The 17,116-nt window shown below is 40.4% G+C and carries 15 protein-coding genes; 7 read left to right on the top strand and 8 right to left on the bottom strand.

The window, feature by feature from the left end; translation table 11 throughout:
- The first annotated feature begins 2 nt into the window (after positions 1–2).
- From J0A69_RS07125 to J0A69_RS07140, 4 genes are all read left to right on the top strand, one after another.
- The gene (locus tag J0A69_RS07125; RefSeq protein WP_206585880.1) at positions 3–287 is read left to right on the top strand and encodes a hypothetical protein; all 285 of its coding nucleotides are present in this window, start codon (positions 3–5) and stop codon (positions 285–287) included.
- Between the two features lies 1 nt (position 288).
- A complete protein-coding gene (locus tag J0A69_RS07130; protein ID WP_008202697.1) occupies positions 289–573 on the top strand; it encodes a cell division protein ZapA in 285 nt (94 codons plus the stop codon).
- A gap of 69 nt (positions 574–642) precedes the next feature.
- Positions 643–2,208 carry a ribonuclease Y gene (gene rny / locus J0A69_RS07135; protein WP_206585881.1) on the top strand — a complete coding sequence of 522 codons (1,566 nt, stop codon included), beginning with the start codon at positions 643–645 and terminating at the stop codon, positions 2,206–2,208.
- 61 nt (positions 2,209–2,269) lie between these two features.
- Positions 2,270–3,028: a zinc-dependent peptidase gene (locus tag J0A69_RS07140; protein ID WP_206585882.1), complete on the top strand. Its 759-nt coding sequence runs from the start codon at positions 2,270–2,272 to the stop codon at positions 3,026–3,028.
- Here J0A69_RS07140 and J0A69_RS07145 read toward each other — a convergent pair.
- The 8 genes from J0A69_RS07145 to J0A69_RS07180 all read right to left on the bottom strand — a co-directional run bounded on the left by J0A69_RS07145 (position 3,021) and on the right by J0A69_RS07180 (position 14,369).
- Entirely contained in the window at positions 3,021–4,424 is a 1,404-nt protein-coding gene (locus J0A69_RS07145) for a tagaturonate reductase (RefSeq protein WP_206585883.1), read from the bottom strand. The genes J0A69_RS07140 and J0A69_RS07145 overlap by 8 nt on opposite strands.
- A gap of 165 nt (positions 4,425–4,589) precedes the next feature.
- Positions 4,590–5,657, bottom strand: coding sequence for a LacI family DNA-binding transcriptional regulator (locus J0A69_RS07150; RefSeq protein ID WP_206585884.1), 1,068 nt, complete (start codon positions 5,655–5,657; stop codon positions 4,590–4,592).
- Between the two features lie 40 nt (positions 5,658–5,697).
- Complete coding sequence (locus J0A69_RS07155; protein WP_206585885.1) at positions 5,698–6,486, bottom strand: gluconate 5-dehydrogenase; 789 nt, start codon at positions 6,484–6,486, stop codon at positions 5,698–5,700.
- 1 nt (position 6,487) lies between these two features.
- Entirely contained in the window at positions 6,488–7,333 is an 846-nt protein-coding gene (gene kduI, locus J0A69_RS07160; protein WP_206585886.1) for a 5-dehydro-4-deoxy-D-glucuronate isomerase, read from the bottom strand.
- Positions 7,334–7,374: 41 nt separating this feature from the next.
- Positions 7,375–8,538, bottom strand: a complete 1,164-nt coding sequence (locus tag J0A69_RS07165) for a DUF4861 domain-containing protein (protein WP_206585887.1) — start codon at positions 8,536–8,538, stop codon at positions 7,375–7,377.
- 25 nt (positions 8,539–8,563) lie between these two features.
- Positions 8,564–9,649: a glycoside hydrolase family 88 protein gene (locus J0A69_RS07170; RefSeq protein WP_236032722.1), complete on the bottom strand. Its 1,086-nt coding sequence runs from the start codon at positions 9,647–9,649 to the stop codon at positions 8,564–8,566.
- 156 nt (positions 9,650–9,805) lie between these two features.
- Positions 9,806–11,308, bottom strand: a complete 1,503-nt coding sequence (locus J0A69_RS07175) for a RagB/SusD family nutrient uptake outer membrane protein (RefSeq protein ID WP_206585889.1) — start codon at positions 11,306–11,308, stop codon at positions 9,806–9,808.
- Between the two features lie 13 nt (positions 11,309–11,321).
- Positions 11,322–14,369 carry a SusC/RagA family TonB-linked outer membrane protein gene (locus tag J0A69_RS07180; RefSeq protein WP_206585890.1) on the bottom strand — a complete coding sequence of 1,016 codons (3,048 nt, stop codon included), beginning with the start codon at positions 14,367–14,369 and terminating at the stop codon, positions 11,322–11,324.
- A gap of 223 nt (positions 14,370–14,592) precedes the next feature.
- On the opposite strand from J0A69_RS07180, the gene J0A69_RS07185 reads away from it, so the two are divergent.
- From J0A69_RS07185 to J0A69_RS07195, 3 genes are read left to right on the top strand one after another with little or no spacing between them, the layout of a single operon-like run.
- Positions 14,593–14,976: a VOC family protein gene (locus J0A69_RS07185; RefSeq protein WP_206585891.1), complete on the top strand. Its 384-nt coding sequence runs from the start codon at positions 14,593–14,595 to the stop codon at positions 14,974–14,976.
- A 57-nt stretch (positions 14,977–15,033) separates the two neighbouring features.
- Positions 15,034–16,047, top strand: coding sequence for a 3-dehydro-L-gulonate 2-dehydrogenase (gene yiaK, locus J0A69_RS07190; RefSeq protein ID WP_206585892.1), 1,014 nt, complete (start codon positions 15,034–15,036; stop codon positions 16,045–16,047).
- Positions 16,044–17,087 (top strand): Gfo/Idh/MocA family protein, encoded by a 1,044-nt coding sequence (locus J0A69_RS07195; protein WP_206585893.1) that lies wholly within the window; start codon positions 16,044–16,046, stop codon positions 17,085–17,087. Before yiaK ends, J0A69_RS07195 begins: the two co-directional genes overlap by 4 nt.
- The last annotated feature ends 29 nt before the right edge of the window (positions 17,088–17,116 follow it).

The raw sequence follows: 17,116 nt of genomic DNA on the forward strand, positions 1-17,116 counted from the left end.
AAATGATTCACGACGAACTGCAAAAATTAGAAAAACTGGTGCATCAAGCCAGTAAGAAATTACTTCAATTGACGGAAGAAAATGAGCAATTGAAATTAAAAATGACTGAAATGACGGCTGATTTGAGTCAAAAGGAGCAGGAGATCGAGCATTTTAAAAATAAGATTAAAATTAGTAACATTGTAGACAGCCGACCGGTGAATTCAGGAGATTCCACCGAAATGAGTGACTTAATCAATAATTATATACAAGAAATCGACCATTTAATCACCTACTTATCCGAGTGATATGGAGACACTTGCCATCAAAGTAAAAATAGGGGACAGAGAATATCCCATGCGCGTCAAAATCGAGGATGAAGCCAAGATTAGGCATGCTGGCAAGCTGATTAATGAGAAATTGAGAAAATACAGAGAAGAATATGGGCTTGACGATCAGCAGGATCTAATCGCTATGGTTGCCTTTGATTGCATGGTGGAATCATTGGAAACCAACGAGGTGAATGCTGAGGACAGTGAACATATCCGAACCAGTTTATCACAATTGAATTCGTTGCTTTCGAAAGCTCTGTAATTATAATTACCCACTTATTTCAGGAATTTTTAGATTCCCCGCAGGTCAATATTCATATATAAATAACCTATGGGAGATATAGTATACATAGTTCTGGCCGCTCTGGTAGGGCTTGGTGCAGGCGCCGCGCTTGCGGGTTTATTAATCAAAAATAAGAATCAAAAACTCGAAGAAGAGACCAAAGAGAAGATCAAATCCATGCTTCGAGAGGCAGAAATCAATGCCGAAGCGATTAAAAAAGACAGAATCCTTGAGGCGAAAGAAAAGTATTTGAAGCTTAAATCCGAGTTTGATGAGGAGATGAATAATAAGAAAAATATTATCATCACCAATGAAAATAAGGTCAAGCAAAGAGAGCAGCAGGTATCTAAAGAGCTAGAGCAAGTAAAGCGAAAAGAAGCGGAACTAGATAGCAAAAAAGAGAATCTTAGCGCTCAGCTCCATGCAGTTCAGGTTAAGAAAGAAGAGCTTGAAAAGGTAACTAATCAGCGAATCGCTGATCTGGAAAAAGTAGCCGGATTGACTCGGGAAGAAGCACGTGAACAGTTGGTGACCATGCTGACAGAAGAAGCTCAGACAAGGGCATCTTCTCAAATCAAAGACATTCTGGACGAAGCAAAATTGACTGCGACAAAGCAAGCGAAAAAGATTGTTTTGGACACAATCCAGCGTACAGCTACAGAACATGCTGTTGAGAATTGTGTATCTGTTTTCAACATTGAAAGCGATGATATCAAAGGTAAAATCATCGGTAGAGAAGGAAGAAATATCCGTGCTTTGGAAGCTGCTACAGGTGTGGAGATTGTTGTGGATGATACGCCAGAGGCAATTATTATTTCTGGCTTTGATCCGGTAAGAAGAGAGATCGCAAGACTTTCATTGCATAGATTGGTTCAAGACGGAAGAATTCACCCAGCAAGAATTGAGGAGGTCGTAGCCAAGACTGAGAAAAATATCGAGGAAGAGATCGTCGAAATCGGTGAAAGAACCTGTATTGATTTAGGTATTCATGGCCTTCATCCGGAGTTAATCCGAATGGTGGGACGTATGAGGTACCGATCTTCCTATGGTCAGAACCTTTTGCAGCACTCTAGAGAAGTTGCCAAGCTTTGTGCTACCATGGCAGCTGAGATGGGATTAAATGCGAAGATGGCCAAGAGAGCAGGTCTATTACACGATATCGGAAAGGTATGGCATGAGGAGCAAGAACTTCCACACGCAGTGTTGGGAATGGAGCTTGCGAAGCGATACAAAGAACATCCGGAGATTTGCAATGCCATCGGGGCTCACCACGATGAGATCGAGATGACATCTATGATCTCTCCGATCGTTCAGGCTTCTGATGCGATTTCAGGCGCAAGGCCAGGCGCAAGAAGAGAAGTGATGGATAGTTATATCAAGCGATTGAAAGAGCTTGAGGAACTTGCATTGAGCTTTGACGGAGTAAATAAATGCTTTGCGATGCAAGCGGGTAGAGAACTTCGCGTATTGGTTGATGCCGATAATGTGGATGATTCTACAGCTGGAAAGCTTTCTTTTGATATTTCTCAGAAAATAGAAAAAGAGATGCAGTATCCAGGCCAGATCAAGATTACGGTGATCCGTGAAATGAGAGCTGTGAACTACGCGAGATAAAAAGTATTGGAAATATTTGAAATGGCAGTTACCTTCGGTTTCTGCCATTTTTTTTGAAATTATGTACGGGTTCTATTTGTTGAAGGGAGTTTTAAATGTCTTGGAGGAGATCCGCTTTTCTTTTTTTAGAAGAAGATTGGAGAAAAATGAAATCCAGATTTTAGAAAGTAAGTTTCCTTATTTTTCCAGGCTTTCGGAAAAACATAAAAAGGAGTTTTGTGAGAAGCTGGAGATTGTTTTATCGAGCAAAAAATTTATAGGTAGGGGAGGAATCCGAGTAGTGAGTGCAGAGATGGAGGTTTTGATTGGAGCTACTATTGTGATGGTGACTTTCGGTTGGAGAAGAGTCAGAATGCCGCATTTTCAGAAGATCCTAATCTATCCCAATGCCTATTATAGCACCATTTCCAAGAGCTACCACCGAGGCGAGGTCAATCCAAAACTAGGGATCATTGTTGTTTCCTGGAATTGTTTTTTAGAAGGAATGACTGATGAAAATGATGGAGTGAATCTTGGTATTCATGAAATTGCTCATGCACTTAAACTAGAAAATCAGATTTTTTACAATGGGGAAAGTGAATTCTTTAATCCCACAATTTATCAACGCTACAAGATGTTGGCAGCAGCGGAAATTGAGAAAATAGGAGCGGATGAATATTCATTTTTCAGGAAAGCCGGAGGACTCAACGAGCATGAGTTCTTTGCCGTTTCTCTAGAAAATTTCTTTGAGCGTTCAAATGAGTTTTTTGAATACAATCCAGACTTATATGGCGCCTTAGTTCAGTTGCTCCGCCAAGATCCCCGAGTTTGGGTCAAATAGAGAGAAGTGTTTTCACTTCTTGAATAACAATCTCGGTTAAACCTTTTTGTTTACTCAAATCCAATCCCCAAAACTTACTTTCAGCGAGGAGTGTATTTACTGTCTCTTCTATTGACTCAATTTTCCAGGCGTTTTTGAAGAATGCCAAAATTGTTGGATCGTCTTTCAAGGGGATGGTTTCTCCATTGAATTCTCCTTTGTAGAACACCAATAAGGCAGCTAAGGACTTTACTAAAAGTGGAGGCCAATTGCCATGCTTTGCCTGATATTCCAGAAGGGATGGCAGCACTCTTACTTTAAATTTGGAAATAGAATTCAGTGCAATGGAAATCAGTTCATGATGAATAAATGGATTGGCGAATCGCTCTAATACATCATTTGCAAACTTTTCCAATTCATCCTGAGGCATATCTAAAGTGGGGATGATTTCATCGAAAATCACCTCTCGCATAAATTTACCGATGACTGGATCTTCGACAGCTTCTCGGACGGTCCGAATGCCTGATAAATAAGCATAAGGCACCATGGAAGAGTGTCCTCCATTTAAAATTCTGACTTTCCTTGTTCGGTAAGGAGTTAGATCCTTCACAAACAAGACATCTAAGCCAGCTTTATCCAATGGAAATTCTTCTTTGACTCGATCTGGGGCCTGGATAGCCCAGAAATGGAAAGGCTCTGCCATGACTGTAAGCTTATCCTCATATCCGGTTCTTTCTTGGATTTCTTTGATGCTTCCTTTCGGAAAACCAGGAACAATTCTATCCACGAGCGTATTGCAGAAAATGCAATGTTGCTCAACCCAAGAGCTAAACTCTTTGCCTAATTTCCAAAGTGAGGCATATTGAATAATGCAGGATTTAAGATTTTCTCCATTGTTCTCAATGAGCTCACAAGGGATAAAAATGATTCCTTTTGAAGGGTCACCATTGAAATGTAGAAAACGATGATGTAGCAAAGCCGTGACTTTTCCGGGGAAAGTAGTTGGTACTTCCTTTGGTTCAGAATCTTTGGAGTCAAACTGGATTCCCGCCTCAGTGGTATTTGAGACCATTAATCGAAGCTCCTCGAGTTCTCCTAGCTTAAGGTAGTTTTTATAGTTTTCGTTGGGACTGCTGATTCCAGTTATGCAATTGACCAACTTTACCTCATCTACTTTTTTCCCGTCCTTAAGTCCACGGATAACCACGTGAAAGAGGCTGTCCTGAGCAAGCATTTGAGGATCTGCTGCTGGAGAGTGAACCTGCACTACATGAATATTGCCATCGAAAACTCCTTTTTCATTGGCTTCATCCACCATTAAATCAGTAAACCCACGGAGAAAATTTCCATTTCCGAATTGAAGGATTTTGATGGGGCGTTCTTTTTTTGTGGCTGTAGCAGCAGATAAAAGTCTCATATAGGATTAGCTTAGGTTTAAGGTTAGAAAATTAACCAAATCGTTTTTGACCACAAGAAAAGGTCAGGGATTTGTAGGATAAAACATAAATCGGAACTTGGATTTTAGAAAAGCTTGAACCGATAAATGGGCTTTGAAAGCGAGTAATACCGTTAATATTCAATTTCACTTTTCAATTACCTCCAAGTTAGTTTGGTCCTTAGGTTTCTCTTTATTGATTGAGGAGTCTCGGATAATCAGCTCTGGTTTCAGAATGGTTTTTCTGGGAATGTTATTGGATTGATCCTTATGATTGAGTATTTCGAAAAATGTTTCCGCAGTAAAATTGCCCATTGGAATACTTTTCTGATTGACAGAAGTCAAGGTCGGTTCGGTGAAAGAGGTAAATGGTTCATCCCCAAAACCAACTAGTTTCACGTCTTCTGGAAGTTTGAATCCCTTTTCTTTTAAGACTTGCATCGCTCCCATAATAGAATAATCCGAAGAGGAGAAAACCGCATCAAAAGGGATCTTGCTATCCAGGATTTGTTGCATGCTTTCGCGACCATCTTCGAGTTGTAATTTGCTAAAGACAATCAGATTTGGATCTACGGGAATGCCATGCTTAATCAATGCGTCCTCATAACCTCTCTTTCGCTCTTTGTAAATGTTGATGTTCTGAGAGTTGGAAAAATGAACAATCCTTCTGCAGCCTTCATTGATAAGATGTTCGGTTGCCTGAAAACCTCCATAATAATCATCGATCACCACTTGGCTCACATCTAGTTCGTTTGTTACCCTATCAAAAAGCACCAAAGGAATTCCTTTCCTAAGTATCTTTTTGAAATGGTCCACATTCTCCGTGGTTTTACCTACGGACGCTATGATTCCATCCACTCGGGCATTGAGTAGTGCTTCTACTGTTTGAACTTCCTTATCATAATCATCATAGGATTGAGAAATGATGACTTTATAGTCCAATGAATTGGCAATTTCCTCTATGCCTCTAATGACAGATGAGAAAAAGTTTCTGTTTGCCGTAGGTACCACAACTCCAATCAGCCTGCTTTTTCCACTTCTCAAAGCAGATGCAATATGATTTGGCTGGTAATTGAGTTGCTTGGCTACTTTTTGTACCTTTTTCTTGGTAGCATCAGAAATCCTAGGGTTATCATTGAGTGCCCTTGAAACGGTAGAGGCTGTGATTTTTAGCTTTTCCGCTATATCATGGATGGTGGCCTTTCTAATGTCCATTGCCTTGAGATTGGGTGAGGGGATTATTTTGCTAAAATAACTATTCCCCGTAAGGTTTACCTATTGTCGCCAAAATTCCTCCATCTACATACAATATTTGACCATTGATAAAATCACTGGCAGGACTGGCAAGGAAAACGGCAGCCCCTCCAAGATCCTCTGGATTTCCCCATCTTCCGGCTGGAGTTCTGTTAATGATGAAGTCATTGAAAGGATGTCCATCTACCCGAATCGGTGCAGTTTGATCAGTTGCGAAATATCCCGGACCTATTCCATTTACTTGGATATTATATTTTGCCCATTCGGTTGCCAGATTTCTGGTAAGCATTTTCAGTCCTCCTTTGGCAGCTGCGTAGGCACTGACTGTGTTTCTGCCTAATTCGCTCATCATAGAACAAATATTGATGATTTTGCCTCCGGTTCCCCTTTTGATCAGGGATTGCGCAATCCGCTGAGAAACGATAAAAGGTGACACCAGATCGATGTCTACTATTTTTCTGAAATCACTAGGTGACATATCAATAGCTGCAGTTCTTTGGATCATTCCTGCATTATTGACCAAAATATCGATGGTTCCTAAATCCTGCTCGATTTTGCTAATTGAGTCATTGACAGCTTGCTCATTACTTACATCAAATAAATAGGGATAAGCTGTAATGCCTTCAGAAGCATATTCCTTTACTGCCAGATCCATCTTTTGGGGAGTGTGGCCATTGATCACAAGGGTTGCTCCATGTTGTGCCAAAGCTTTGGCCATGGCCATTCCTAATCCATGAGTTGCCCCGGTAACCAGAGCTATTTTTCCACTTAAGTCAAAACTTGGTTTCATGTTATCTCATGTCAGTTGGTGAAACAACATCCATATCTCCATAATCCAGATTCTCTCCGGCCATTCCCCAAATGAAAGAATAATTAGAGGTTCCGGCTCCACTGTGAATCGACCAAGGAGGAGACAGCACTGCTTGTTGATTTTTCATCCAGATATGTCTGGTCTCTTGCGGTTCGCCCAAAAAGTGGCAGACCATCTGATCTTTAGGAAGATCAAAATAGAGGTAAACTTCCATTCTTCTGTCATGAACATGCACAGGGAATGTATTCCAAACGCTTCCTTCTTTCAATTCAGTTAGACCCATTTGGAGCTGGCAGGTTTTTACAACACTGTTCACGATGAGTTTTCTGATTTTCCGAAGGTTAGAGGTAGACAAAGCACCAATTACCACTGTTTCCGCATCTGCTTCAGAAATTTTCTTGGTAGGATAATTCGTATGGGCAGGAGCTGAATTAAAATAGAATACAGGTTGACCTGCTGAGCCAGAAGCTTTAAAAACCACTATTTTGGCACCTTTTCCAATGTAAAGAGCCTCTTTATTGGCCAGTGTAAAGCTCTGTCCGTCAACAGTCACTTCTCCCTCATCACCGATATTGATGATGCCCATTTCTCTTCTGTCCAGAAAAGCCTCTGCTTTCAAAGGTTCTATTGTTTCCAGTGCCAAGTCTTTGGTTTTTGGAATACAGCCTCCCACAATCAATCGATCGTAGTGTGTGTAGTGGAGGTTGATCTGATCTGAAACAAAGAGATCTTCCATTAAAAAATTTTCGCGCAGTTCATTGGTGCCAAGTGTTTTAAATTCCCTTGGACTAATGGCATGCTGAATTTTATATGTTTGGTATTTCATGAAATCTGTTTTTTGCTCCTTTTCAGGAATTGGGTTTTTGGTTAATTGAATCTGATGATCAAAGGGGATGCAAGCTGTGCAGCGAAGTTTTCCAAGTATTGATTCCATTCATCTGAACTAGAAAACTCACCAGCTTTTTCCCATCCGAACCCCGCATAATAGTTGATTTTTTCCTTAGGGTTCATCAAAAGATAAATATGGCTTTGGTCTTTTGAATTGGTTTTTATTTCCAATTTTTCAATAATATGTTTTGGATCCATAACGATCCCCGTTCCGAGTTTAGAATCATCTATGGATTCCCAATAGCTGATCCAACCTGCTTTGACATCAGAGTTTATCTCTCCTTTTTTATCATGAAGTGTGATTCCCGTTGTCACATTTGGAAGGAGCTCAGGATGGGAAATGAATACTTCCATTCGGTATAAATTTGATCCTAAGTCAAGTGAAATCCGTTTAGTTTCTTCAATTTTATTTGTGCCTGCTAACCAAGTATCATAGGTCAACTCGAAAACTGTCCTCAATGGGCCGTTCGCAAGAATCTTGTACTTCACAAAGTTTTTTGAAACATGTAAAGAATCGCCCATCCAGACCCCTATTCCTCCGATTCCCCGGCTATCACCCACATGATAGGGGTCATAACCTTCTCCACTATCCGAATGATAGCTTCCACCCTCGGTGTACAACTTGTACCATTTGTCAATGATTGGATATTCTACCCGTTTTAACCAAGCATCAATTCCACTAGTCAACGTTCCGCCGGGAAGGCCTTCATCAGTCAATCGCTGGGCCTCTGGACCATAAGTACGAAAGGCCACTTTGTCATTTTCCCAAGCAAAATCATCGATTCTTTCAGGCACAAACCGCCCAAAAGTTTTTAATTCTGGTTGAGCATGAGAAACTTCCTCATTTTTAATCGCAATCTGATAATTCTTCTTTTCGTTTTTTTCCAGAGTTACAAAAAAAAGAACTTCATCATATTTCCCATCCTGATCTATATCGGTCCATTGAGTTAGAACAGGAGTTTTGGAAGGTAATTGCTGAATCTCCAGATACTTTGGATCTATCGATTCGCCAAGCATTTTTTCTATTTGTTCCAGAGATATACTCAGCACTTCTTCCCTGGGAATTGCTAAGCGATTCTCCACGGTGAAAGTGGGATCTCCTGAGAAAATCCTGAAAATTGAAATGAATAAAAGGGATAACATAGCTTTTTTTAAGGGCCTTACTGCTTTACCTATTCGGCATCAGCATCTTATATCTTAACATCGCCTCGAGAAAATAGTAGTCTGCATAATTAATCGGGACATCTATTTCTGATTTATTTGGCATGTGTCCAGTACTGTGCATCAAGATGAAACCTTGATTTGTTCCAGGTTTAGCCAAATAAGCATCGCTACTCAAGCTATTGAGAATTTTTTCTGCAGCAGCATAATAGGTCACTCCTTTGAGTGAATATCTACCTAGTTCCAAAAGTCCTGAGGCAGCAACAGCTGCCGCTGAAGCATCTCTTGGAGCATTTGGGATATCCGGTGCGTCAAAATCCCAATAAGGAACCATGTCTTCAGGAAGATTGGGATGATTCAGATAGAAATCCGCAATTTTTTCTGCCTGCTCCAGGTATTTTTTGTCGCCGGTTTCACGATAAACCATTGTAAATCCGTACAAACCCCAAGCTTGGCCTCTAGCCCAAGCAGATTCATCAGAAAATCCTTGGTGGGTTTTTTTAGCCTTTACCTTTCCAGTCGCTTTTTCATAGTCTATGACATGATAGCTACTGTTATCTGAGCGAAAATGGTTTTCCAAAGTAGTGTCGGCATGTTTGACAGCAACTTTATAGAAAATTGAATCTCCGCTGTATTTGGTAGCCCAAAAAAGCATCTCCAAATTCATCATATTATCGATGATCACAGGATACTCCCAATTGCCGAAATCCCAAGATCGAATAGTTCCTACAGTCGGATCAAACCTCTTGATCAATGATTGGGATCCCTGAAGAAGAATCTGGGCATAGGTTGCGTTTTCAGTGAATTTCAATCCATTGCCAAAAGAGCAATACAGCATGAAACCCAAATCATGGGTTTTGGTATTGAATTTTTCCTTTTCAAGGGCTGCGTTCCATTCTGCTGCAGTTTGAGCCCATTTTTCATCTTGGGTATACTGATACATAAACCACATGCTTCCTGGATAAAAGCCACTTGTCCAGTCACTTGAATTGACGGTGTAGAGATTTCCATCTTCTTTTACCGATCGAGGATACTTGGTTTTGTCTGTATGATTTTGAAGGCTATACTCGAGTTGGGCTTCTGCTTGATCCATTGTCTTTGATACACTCAGGCTCTCCGAAGATTTGCAGCCAAATACAAAAAGACATAGGCACAAGCAAGGAATTAATACTTGTTTCATTGCTTATTTTATTTTTTGAAAATAGAACCAGCCAAGCTTTTTGGCCGGTCCTTTTTTGCAAAATAAGAATTAATAACCAGGGTTGTTGGGTGCCAAGTTTGGATTTATCCTTAATTCAGAGGCTGGCAAAGGCATCAAATAATCTCTGGAAGGATCAAAATTAGGGTGTGGCTCCAAGCTATTAGGTCCAGTGAAGACTTTAACACCTAAGTCTCTTCGTTTGATATCATACCATCTTTTCCATTCGAAAGCCAACTCAAGTCTTCTGTCTTCTAGGACTAAATCAATGAATTCCGCTTTGCTCATGGTTGGGTTGACATCTTCTGGGAAATTAGTCTGAGTTCCTGCCCAGTTTCTAGCTCTGGCTCTCACCTGATTTAAGTAGCCGGCAGCTTCAGCAGTAGGACCATTGATTTCTCCCAATGCCTCTGCAGCAATAAGAAGTACTTCTGCATATCTGAAATCAGAAAAGTTATGATCAGAATAACGTCCGATAGCATTTCCGTTTCCGAAGTCTCTGGCCCATTTTCCGATATGCGGTCTAGGTGTTGAGAACTCTGAATAAGGACGTTTTACTCCATCTACAACCAAAGTATCAATGAAGCTTACCTTTTTTCTGTAGTCTCTTGAATCCCAATCATCATAAACATTCATGTTTGGAACAGAAACCCCATAACCACCAGTCAGATTGAGAACTTCAATCATCGGTACTAAGGAGTCATCATTATTGCCACCCACAGCTTGCTGTCCAAGGAAATCAAATGCAAAAATGGTTTCTTTCAGAGAGTTGGCAATAGAGGCTTTGAAATTGTCCTCGTAATCAGTTTCCAGCTCATAACCAAACAATGCTTTGTTGTCAATTACAAATTTAGCTTCTGTATAAGCTTCCTGATATTGACCTAATGTCAAGTGTACAGAGGCCAAATATGCCGCTGCGGTACCTGCGGTAGGACGGGTTCGAATGTTGTTCTTTTGCGTATTTGGCAGCCATTGTTTAGCAAATTCCAAATCGGCAATAATGCCTGCATAGATTTCTGCCTCAGGAGTTTTTGAGACAGTTTTCAGACTTGAAGGATCCGTTACCGCAAAGTTGATATAAGGCAAATCACCAAACATTCTTACCAGATGGTAATAAGCAAAAGCACGGACAAATTTGGCTTCGGCGATCAAGTGATTGATTTCTTCATCTGGGAGACCTAGGCTAATTCCACCTGCTTCAGCAGAGTTGGCTGCATTGATGGCCTGAAACCACTGCGGCCAAAATCTTCCCACCATACCATTATTTGAGTCCATGTTGAAATCGTTCACTTGGATTCTTTCTGCAGAAGTGGCACGGTTTCCAATATCCACCATATCACCTCTAAATTGAAGCGCACATATAAACTGTCTACCGAAAAGGTTTTCAGAGGCGATTACTCCATAAGCACCCAATACAGCTGTTTCCACATCTTTTGGGCTCTTGAAAAACGTCTCTGGAGCAAATACTCCAATCGGTTTTTCATTTAAGTCAGCACATCCAGAAATTGATAGCAACAACCAGACAGCTAAAATTTTATATAAATTAATTTTCATGATTTTGTTTTGATTAGAAGCTAATGTTTAGACCGACAGTGTAGGATTTTGCATTTGGATAACTCGCATAATCCAAACCTAAGTTTCTGTTGGAATTAGTCGATCCGGAAGAGTTATAATTTACTTCTGGATCGATGCCCTCATATTTGGTGAAAGTCAAAATGTTCTGGGCACTTACATATAATTTGATTCTGGAAACTGAAATAGATTCAGAGATGGATTTTGGGAAAGTGTATCCCAAAGAGATGTTTTTAAGTCTTGCATAACTTCCATCATAAACCCATCTGGATGAAACTCGCTGAGATCGGCTCAAAGTACGCTTCGGTACATCCGTGTCTGTATTAGTTGGAGTCCATCTGTCCAAAGCTTTTTTAGTCGAATTGTTAGAGCCTGACAAAGTTTCAATTTCCAAAAGGGTATAGCTCAAGATTTTGTTTCCTTGTGATCCTTGGAAGAAGATATTCAAGTCAAAGCCTTTGTAGCTGAAATCGTTATTTAAACCCCAAATAAACTTAGCTTGACCATTTCCGATAATTGTTCTGTCATCGGAAGTAAGTCTTCCATCAGGTTCTCCGGTAAGCTGCCCATTGGCATCCTTTGTACCATCGATATCTCTGAATTTCTCACCACCGGCAACTTGCTCAAATCCACCCCCTGGGATGAAATCGTCACCTTCTTGATAAACTCCATCATAGATCCATCCATAGAAACTTCCCACTGGTTCACCTACTCGCAAAATCTGAGTTTGACCTAAACCGATCAAATGTCCAGGTCCTGATCCATAAAGAATATCGTTTCCATCTGGAAGCTCCAATACTTTGTTTCTGTTGAAGGAAATATTGAAACCTGTATTCCACTTAAATTCTCCTGTTGTATTGAAAGAGTTTAAGGAAAATTCAAGCCCTTTGTTCTCAACTTTCCCTAAGTTTTGTAGTTGGCTGGAATAGCCAGAATAGGAAGGAAGAGGTACTGAGAAAAGCAAGTCAGAAGTAACACTTCTGTAATAATCCACGGTCAAATTCAATCTGTTTTCGAAAAGAGCGATATCTGCTCCCAAGTCAAATTGACGTGTAGTTTCCCAAGTCAAATCGTCATTTGCTACAGTTGTAGGACGCACAGCATTGACTGGGGCACCATCAATAATGGTATAGCTATTTGAGAATCTAGCCAATGTCTGATATGGAGAAATTGCCTGATTTCCAGTTAGACCATAACTCACTCTCCATTTGAAATCAGAAATCAAGTTGACATCCTCCATAAATCCTTCATCCTTCATGTTCCAGGCAAATGCTCCAGATGGGAAGAATGCCCATTTGTTGTTTTTACTGAAGTTTGAAGATCCATCATACCTCGCATTGAAAGTCAATAGGTATTTGCTGTTGTATGAGTAGTTCAATCTTCCAAAAACTGAGGCAATCTGTGTTTCAGAGAAGCCTGAGCTTGGGATTTTTGGAACTGCTCCACCGCCAAGATTCCAGAATGAAACGGAATTGGTGATGAATGATTGAGATCCAGCTGACCAACCATTATTTGTTGATTTTTGGACAGAATAACCAGCAAGTGCTGTAAGCGTATTATTCTCGTTGATTTTCCAATTGTAAGTCAGGTAGTTTTCGTTGATGATATTGGTGTTTTTACCTGAATTGATGGTTGCATCGCCATTGACATTTCTACCTGCGTAAAGTGTTGTCGGTACAAAAATCCCTGTTCTGAAATTGTTTGTGTTGACACCTAAAGTAGTTTTGAAAGTCAGGTCTTCTGTAATATCATAATTCAGGAAGAAGTTGCCTTGTAATAGATCAGCAATAGTTTCTTCTTCTCTTTCTGTAGCTACTGCATATGGGTTGTCGATTGGATCTCCAATTGATGCCAAAGTAAAGCTTCCGTCTTCATTTCGTAAAGGAAGATCTGGCATAAAACGAAGGGAAGATCCTACTACCCCTGCACCCCCTGCACCACCGGATCCTTCTTGAGTTACTACTCCATTTCTGCCTGTTCTTCTTGCCAAGAGATTTAAGCCAACAGAAATTTTATCATTGACGTCAAAATTTAGATTACTGGTCACAGAATATCTTTTGAAATCCGATCCCACAATAATTCCTTTTTGATCAAAAAATGAACCCGAAACGTAATAGTTTACCCTGTCTGAACCACCGGATACAGATAGCTGATGGTTTTGAATACCTCCAGTTCTATAGATTTGATCCTGCCAATCTGTGTCAGCACCATTGTCTACATAGTTTGGAATTACTTCCCGAGTGTAGGCTAAAAATTCATCTGCATTCAACAAATCCAGACGATTGATTTCATTCTGTGAAGAATAAGATGTGTTGAAATCAACTTTTGCTTTCCCAGCGGTTCCTTTTTTAGTCGTTACCATGATAACTCCATTTGCACCTCTTGAACCGTAGATTGCAGTTGCGGAAGCATCTTTCAACACTTCAATTGACTGAATGTCTTCAGCAGGAGGCAAAGCTCCACCGACAAATCCATCCACTACGTACAAAGGATCACTGCTGGCATTGATAGAGTTTCCTCCTCTGATTCGAACTTTCAGTGCGCCTCCCGGATCCCCGTTGTTAGATTGGACATTGACACCTGCCGCCCGTCCTTGCAAAGCTTGAGTGGCATTGGCAACAGGGAAAGCTGTAAGTTCTTCTGATTTGACAGAAGAAACTGACCCTGTTAAATCACTTTTCTTTGTGGTTCCATACCCAACGACCAATACTTCATCTAATTGAGAAATATCAGTTTCGAGTGTCACGTTGTAAACAGAGGAGGAGTTTACTGTGATTTCTTTGGTGACCATACCTATAAAAGAGAAAACAAGAGTGGATCCTTCACTTGCTTGAATGGAGTAATTTCCATCAATGTCAGTGGCAGTGCCGGTGCTTGTCCCTTTGATTAGGATACTGACCCCTGGCATGGTTTCACCTTCGTTTGAGGTGACTTTACCAGTGATCGTTTTGCTTTGAGCCAGAAGTATTCCTGGGCTCAGAAGAAGAAAGAGCATGAAAATCCTTATGATTCCACGCCTTCTAAGGATTAAAAATTTCAGCATGTTAATAAATTTTGGTTTACGTTAATTTGTACAATCGATTGCATAATACAAATAAAGTTATCATTTAGAAATTTTTTCATAAAATAATTTAAAAATCAACTGATTAAGACCTTTTTAAGGCTTCATTATAATCTTTGAACTTCAGTATAGATTCTAAAATTCCTTCAATAATTAGGATAATTGTACAATCGATTGCTTAAAAAAATTATGTTATATTTAGCTTATGAAATTTGAACACTTTGCGATAAACGTTCCCGATGCTATGGCTGCATCGCGTTGGTATGAGGATAATTTGGGCCTCACAGTCAAAAAGAAAATGACAGAATCTCCCCATATGATCTTTCTTGCTGATGATAGCGGGACTGTCATGTTGGAAATCTATAACAATCCAAAAGGTGAAACCCTTGACTTTAAAAATCTCCATCCTCTGGCGGTTCATTTGGCTCTTGTTTCTGAAGATCCAGGTGCAGATAAAAAGCGGTTGATTGATGCCGGAGCAACGGAATTTTCAGACGATGTACTTCCTGATGGTTCTCGCCTGGTGATGTTAAGAGATCCTTGGGGTGTATGTCTGCAGCTTTGCAAAAGAGCGGTGCCGATGATTTAAAAGAGATATTGTTAAATTGGAAGGTATGAGTTTCCCTTTAACCCTGATAGCCATTGAATGAGTGATATTTTGATTTCTTTTGCCGAGTTGCAAGACCAACTTGAGATCGTTTTAAAACACTATCATTTTTCTCCAAGTAGAGCAAAAGCCTGTGCAAAACTCTTTGCACAAACGGACTTGGATGGGGTCAGATCTCATGGTGTAAACCGGTTTTCTAAATTTTTGGACTTTATCAGAAAAGGCTATGTCTTACCTCAGAATTCTCCCACTTTGGAAAGTAGCTTGGGTGTTTTTGAACGCTGGAATGGACAGCGTGGAGTTGGTAATCTCAACGCACAATTTGCAATGGGCAGAGCTATCGCAATTTCTGAGCAATTCGGAATCGGATGTGTGGCCTTGAAAAATACCAATCATTGGATGAGAGGAGGGAATTTTGGTTGGCAAGCGATAGAATCAGGCAAAATTGGAATCTGTTTTACCAATACAAAGCCGAATATGCCTGCATGGGGAGGCGCAGAACCTAAATTAGGAAACAACCCTTTGGTCATTGCGATTCCTAGAAAAAACGGGGCAGTTGTCTTGGACATGGCGATGTCTCAATTTGCTTATGGAAAACTTTCGCTTTACTCTCAATCTGGAAAAAAAGCACCTTACCCTGCTGGATTTGATCAAGAAGGAAATTTGACTCAGGAACCCCAGACGATAATAGAGAATGAACTGGCCTTACCTGCCGGAATGTGGAAAGGAGCAGGCTTATCCTTGGTTTTGGATATGTTGGCAGCAATATTTTCTGAAGGTGATAGTACTCACGAAGTCAATCAATCAGGAGAAGAAATTGGCTTGTCGCAAGTTTTCTTGTGCTTTGATCCAAAAAAACTTGAATTGGATAGTTGGTTGGATCAAAAAGGTGAAGCAATTATCCAAGACTTGAAAGACTCAAAGGTTTTTAATGGACAGGAAGTATTCTATCCAGGCGAGCAAGTTTTAAAGACCAGACATAGAAATATGGAAAATAGGATTCCTGTGAATGAAGCTGTCTGGAAGGAAATTTTAAAAGAATCAGAATTATGAAAGATTACGGAATTGGAATCATCGGTACTGGCTCAATTGCCATAAAACATGCTCAGGCCATTGAGGAATTAAATGGTGCCTCTTTGAAAGCGCTATATAACCCAAATCCAGCCAGTGCAGAACTTGCGAAAGACAAATTTTCACAGCCCGTATTTTCTGATTTTAAGGAATTTCTTGAAACTCCGGGCTTGGATATAGTTTGTATTTGCACACCAAGTGGCATGCATCTGGAGCCGGGAGTTGAAGCTGCCAAAGCTGGGAAACATGTGTTGGTTGAAAAACCCATAGAAATAAATTTAGATCGAACCGATGAGTTGATTCAATGCTGTCAAGAGAATAAGGTGCAGTTGGCAGTGATTTTTCAAAATAGATTCTCCCCGGATTATCAGAAACTCAAATCTGCTGTGGAAGCAGGTGTATTCGGAAGAATTTTAATGGGAAATGCCTATGTCAACTGGTTCAGGGACGATGCTTATTATGGTACCAGCAAGTGGAAAGGTACTTTGCAGGGAGATGGAGGAGGAGCCCTGATCAATCAAGGAATCCATACGATTGATTTGCTACTTGATCTGATGGGAGATGTTCAAGCGGTTTTCGGTCAAGTTCAGACTGCATTGTATCCAATAGAAGGAGAAGATCTTGGTACGGCAATAGTGAATTTCAAAAGCGGTGCTTTGGGAAATATTACCTCTGCTACGGCTTTATATCCTGGCTATCCTGAAAAAGTGGAAATTTTCGGAACTAAAGGAAGTGCTATTTTGGAGGGAGGTAAACTTGTAGCCTGGAATGTAAAAGGCCAAACCGAATCTGGAATCAATGAGCTTCCTGCCAACAAATCCGGATCTTCTGATCCAAACGCCATTGGTTATCAGCTTCACTTGGAGCAATGGAGATTATTCTTGGATAGCATTGAAAAAGACGCAATGCCAATTGTCGACGGTGCTACTGCGAGGAAGTCTGTGGAACTGATCAGGGGGATCTATCTATCCTCCAAAATGAATAAGAAAATTGAGTTTCCATTTAAAGACCCTGCTGAATAGGATAGAATTTTTTCTTTAGGATAGAATTC

Source organism: Algoriphagus pacificus (genome assembly GCF_017254845.1).
Classification (GTDB): domain Bacteria; phylum Bacteroidota; class Bacteroidia; order Cytophagales; family Cyclobacteriaceae; genus Algoriphagus; species Algoriphagus pacificus.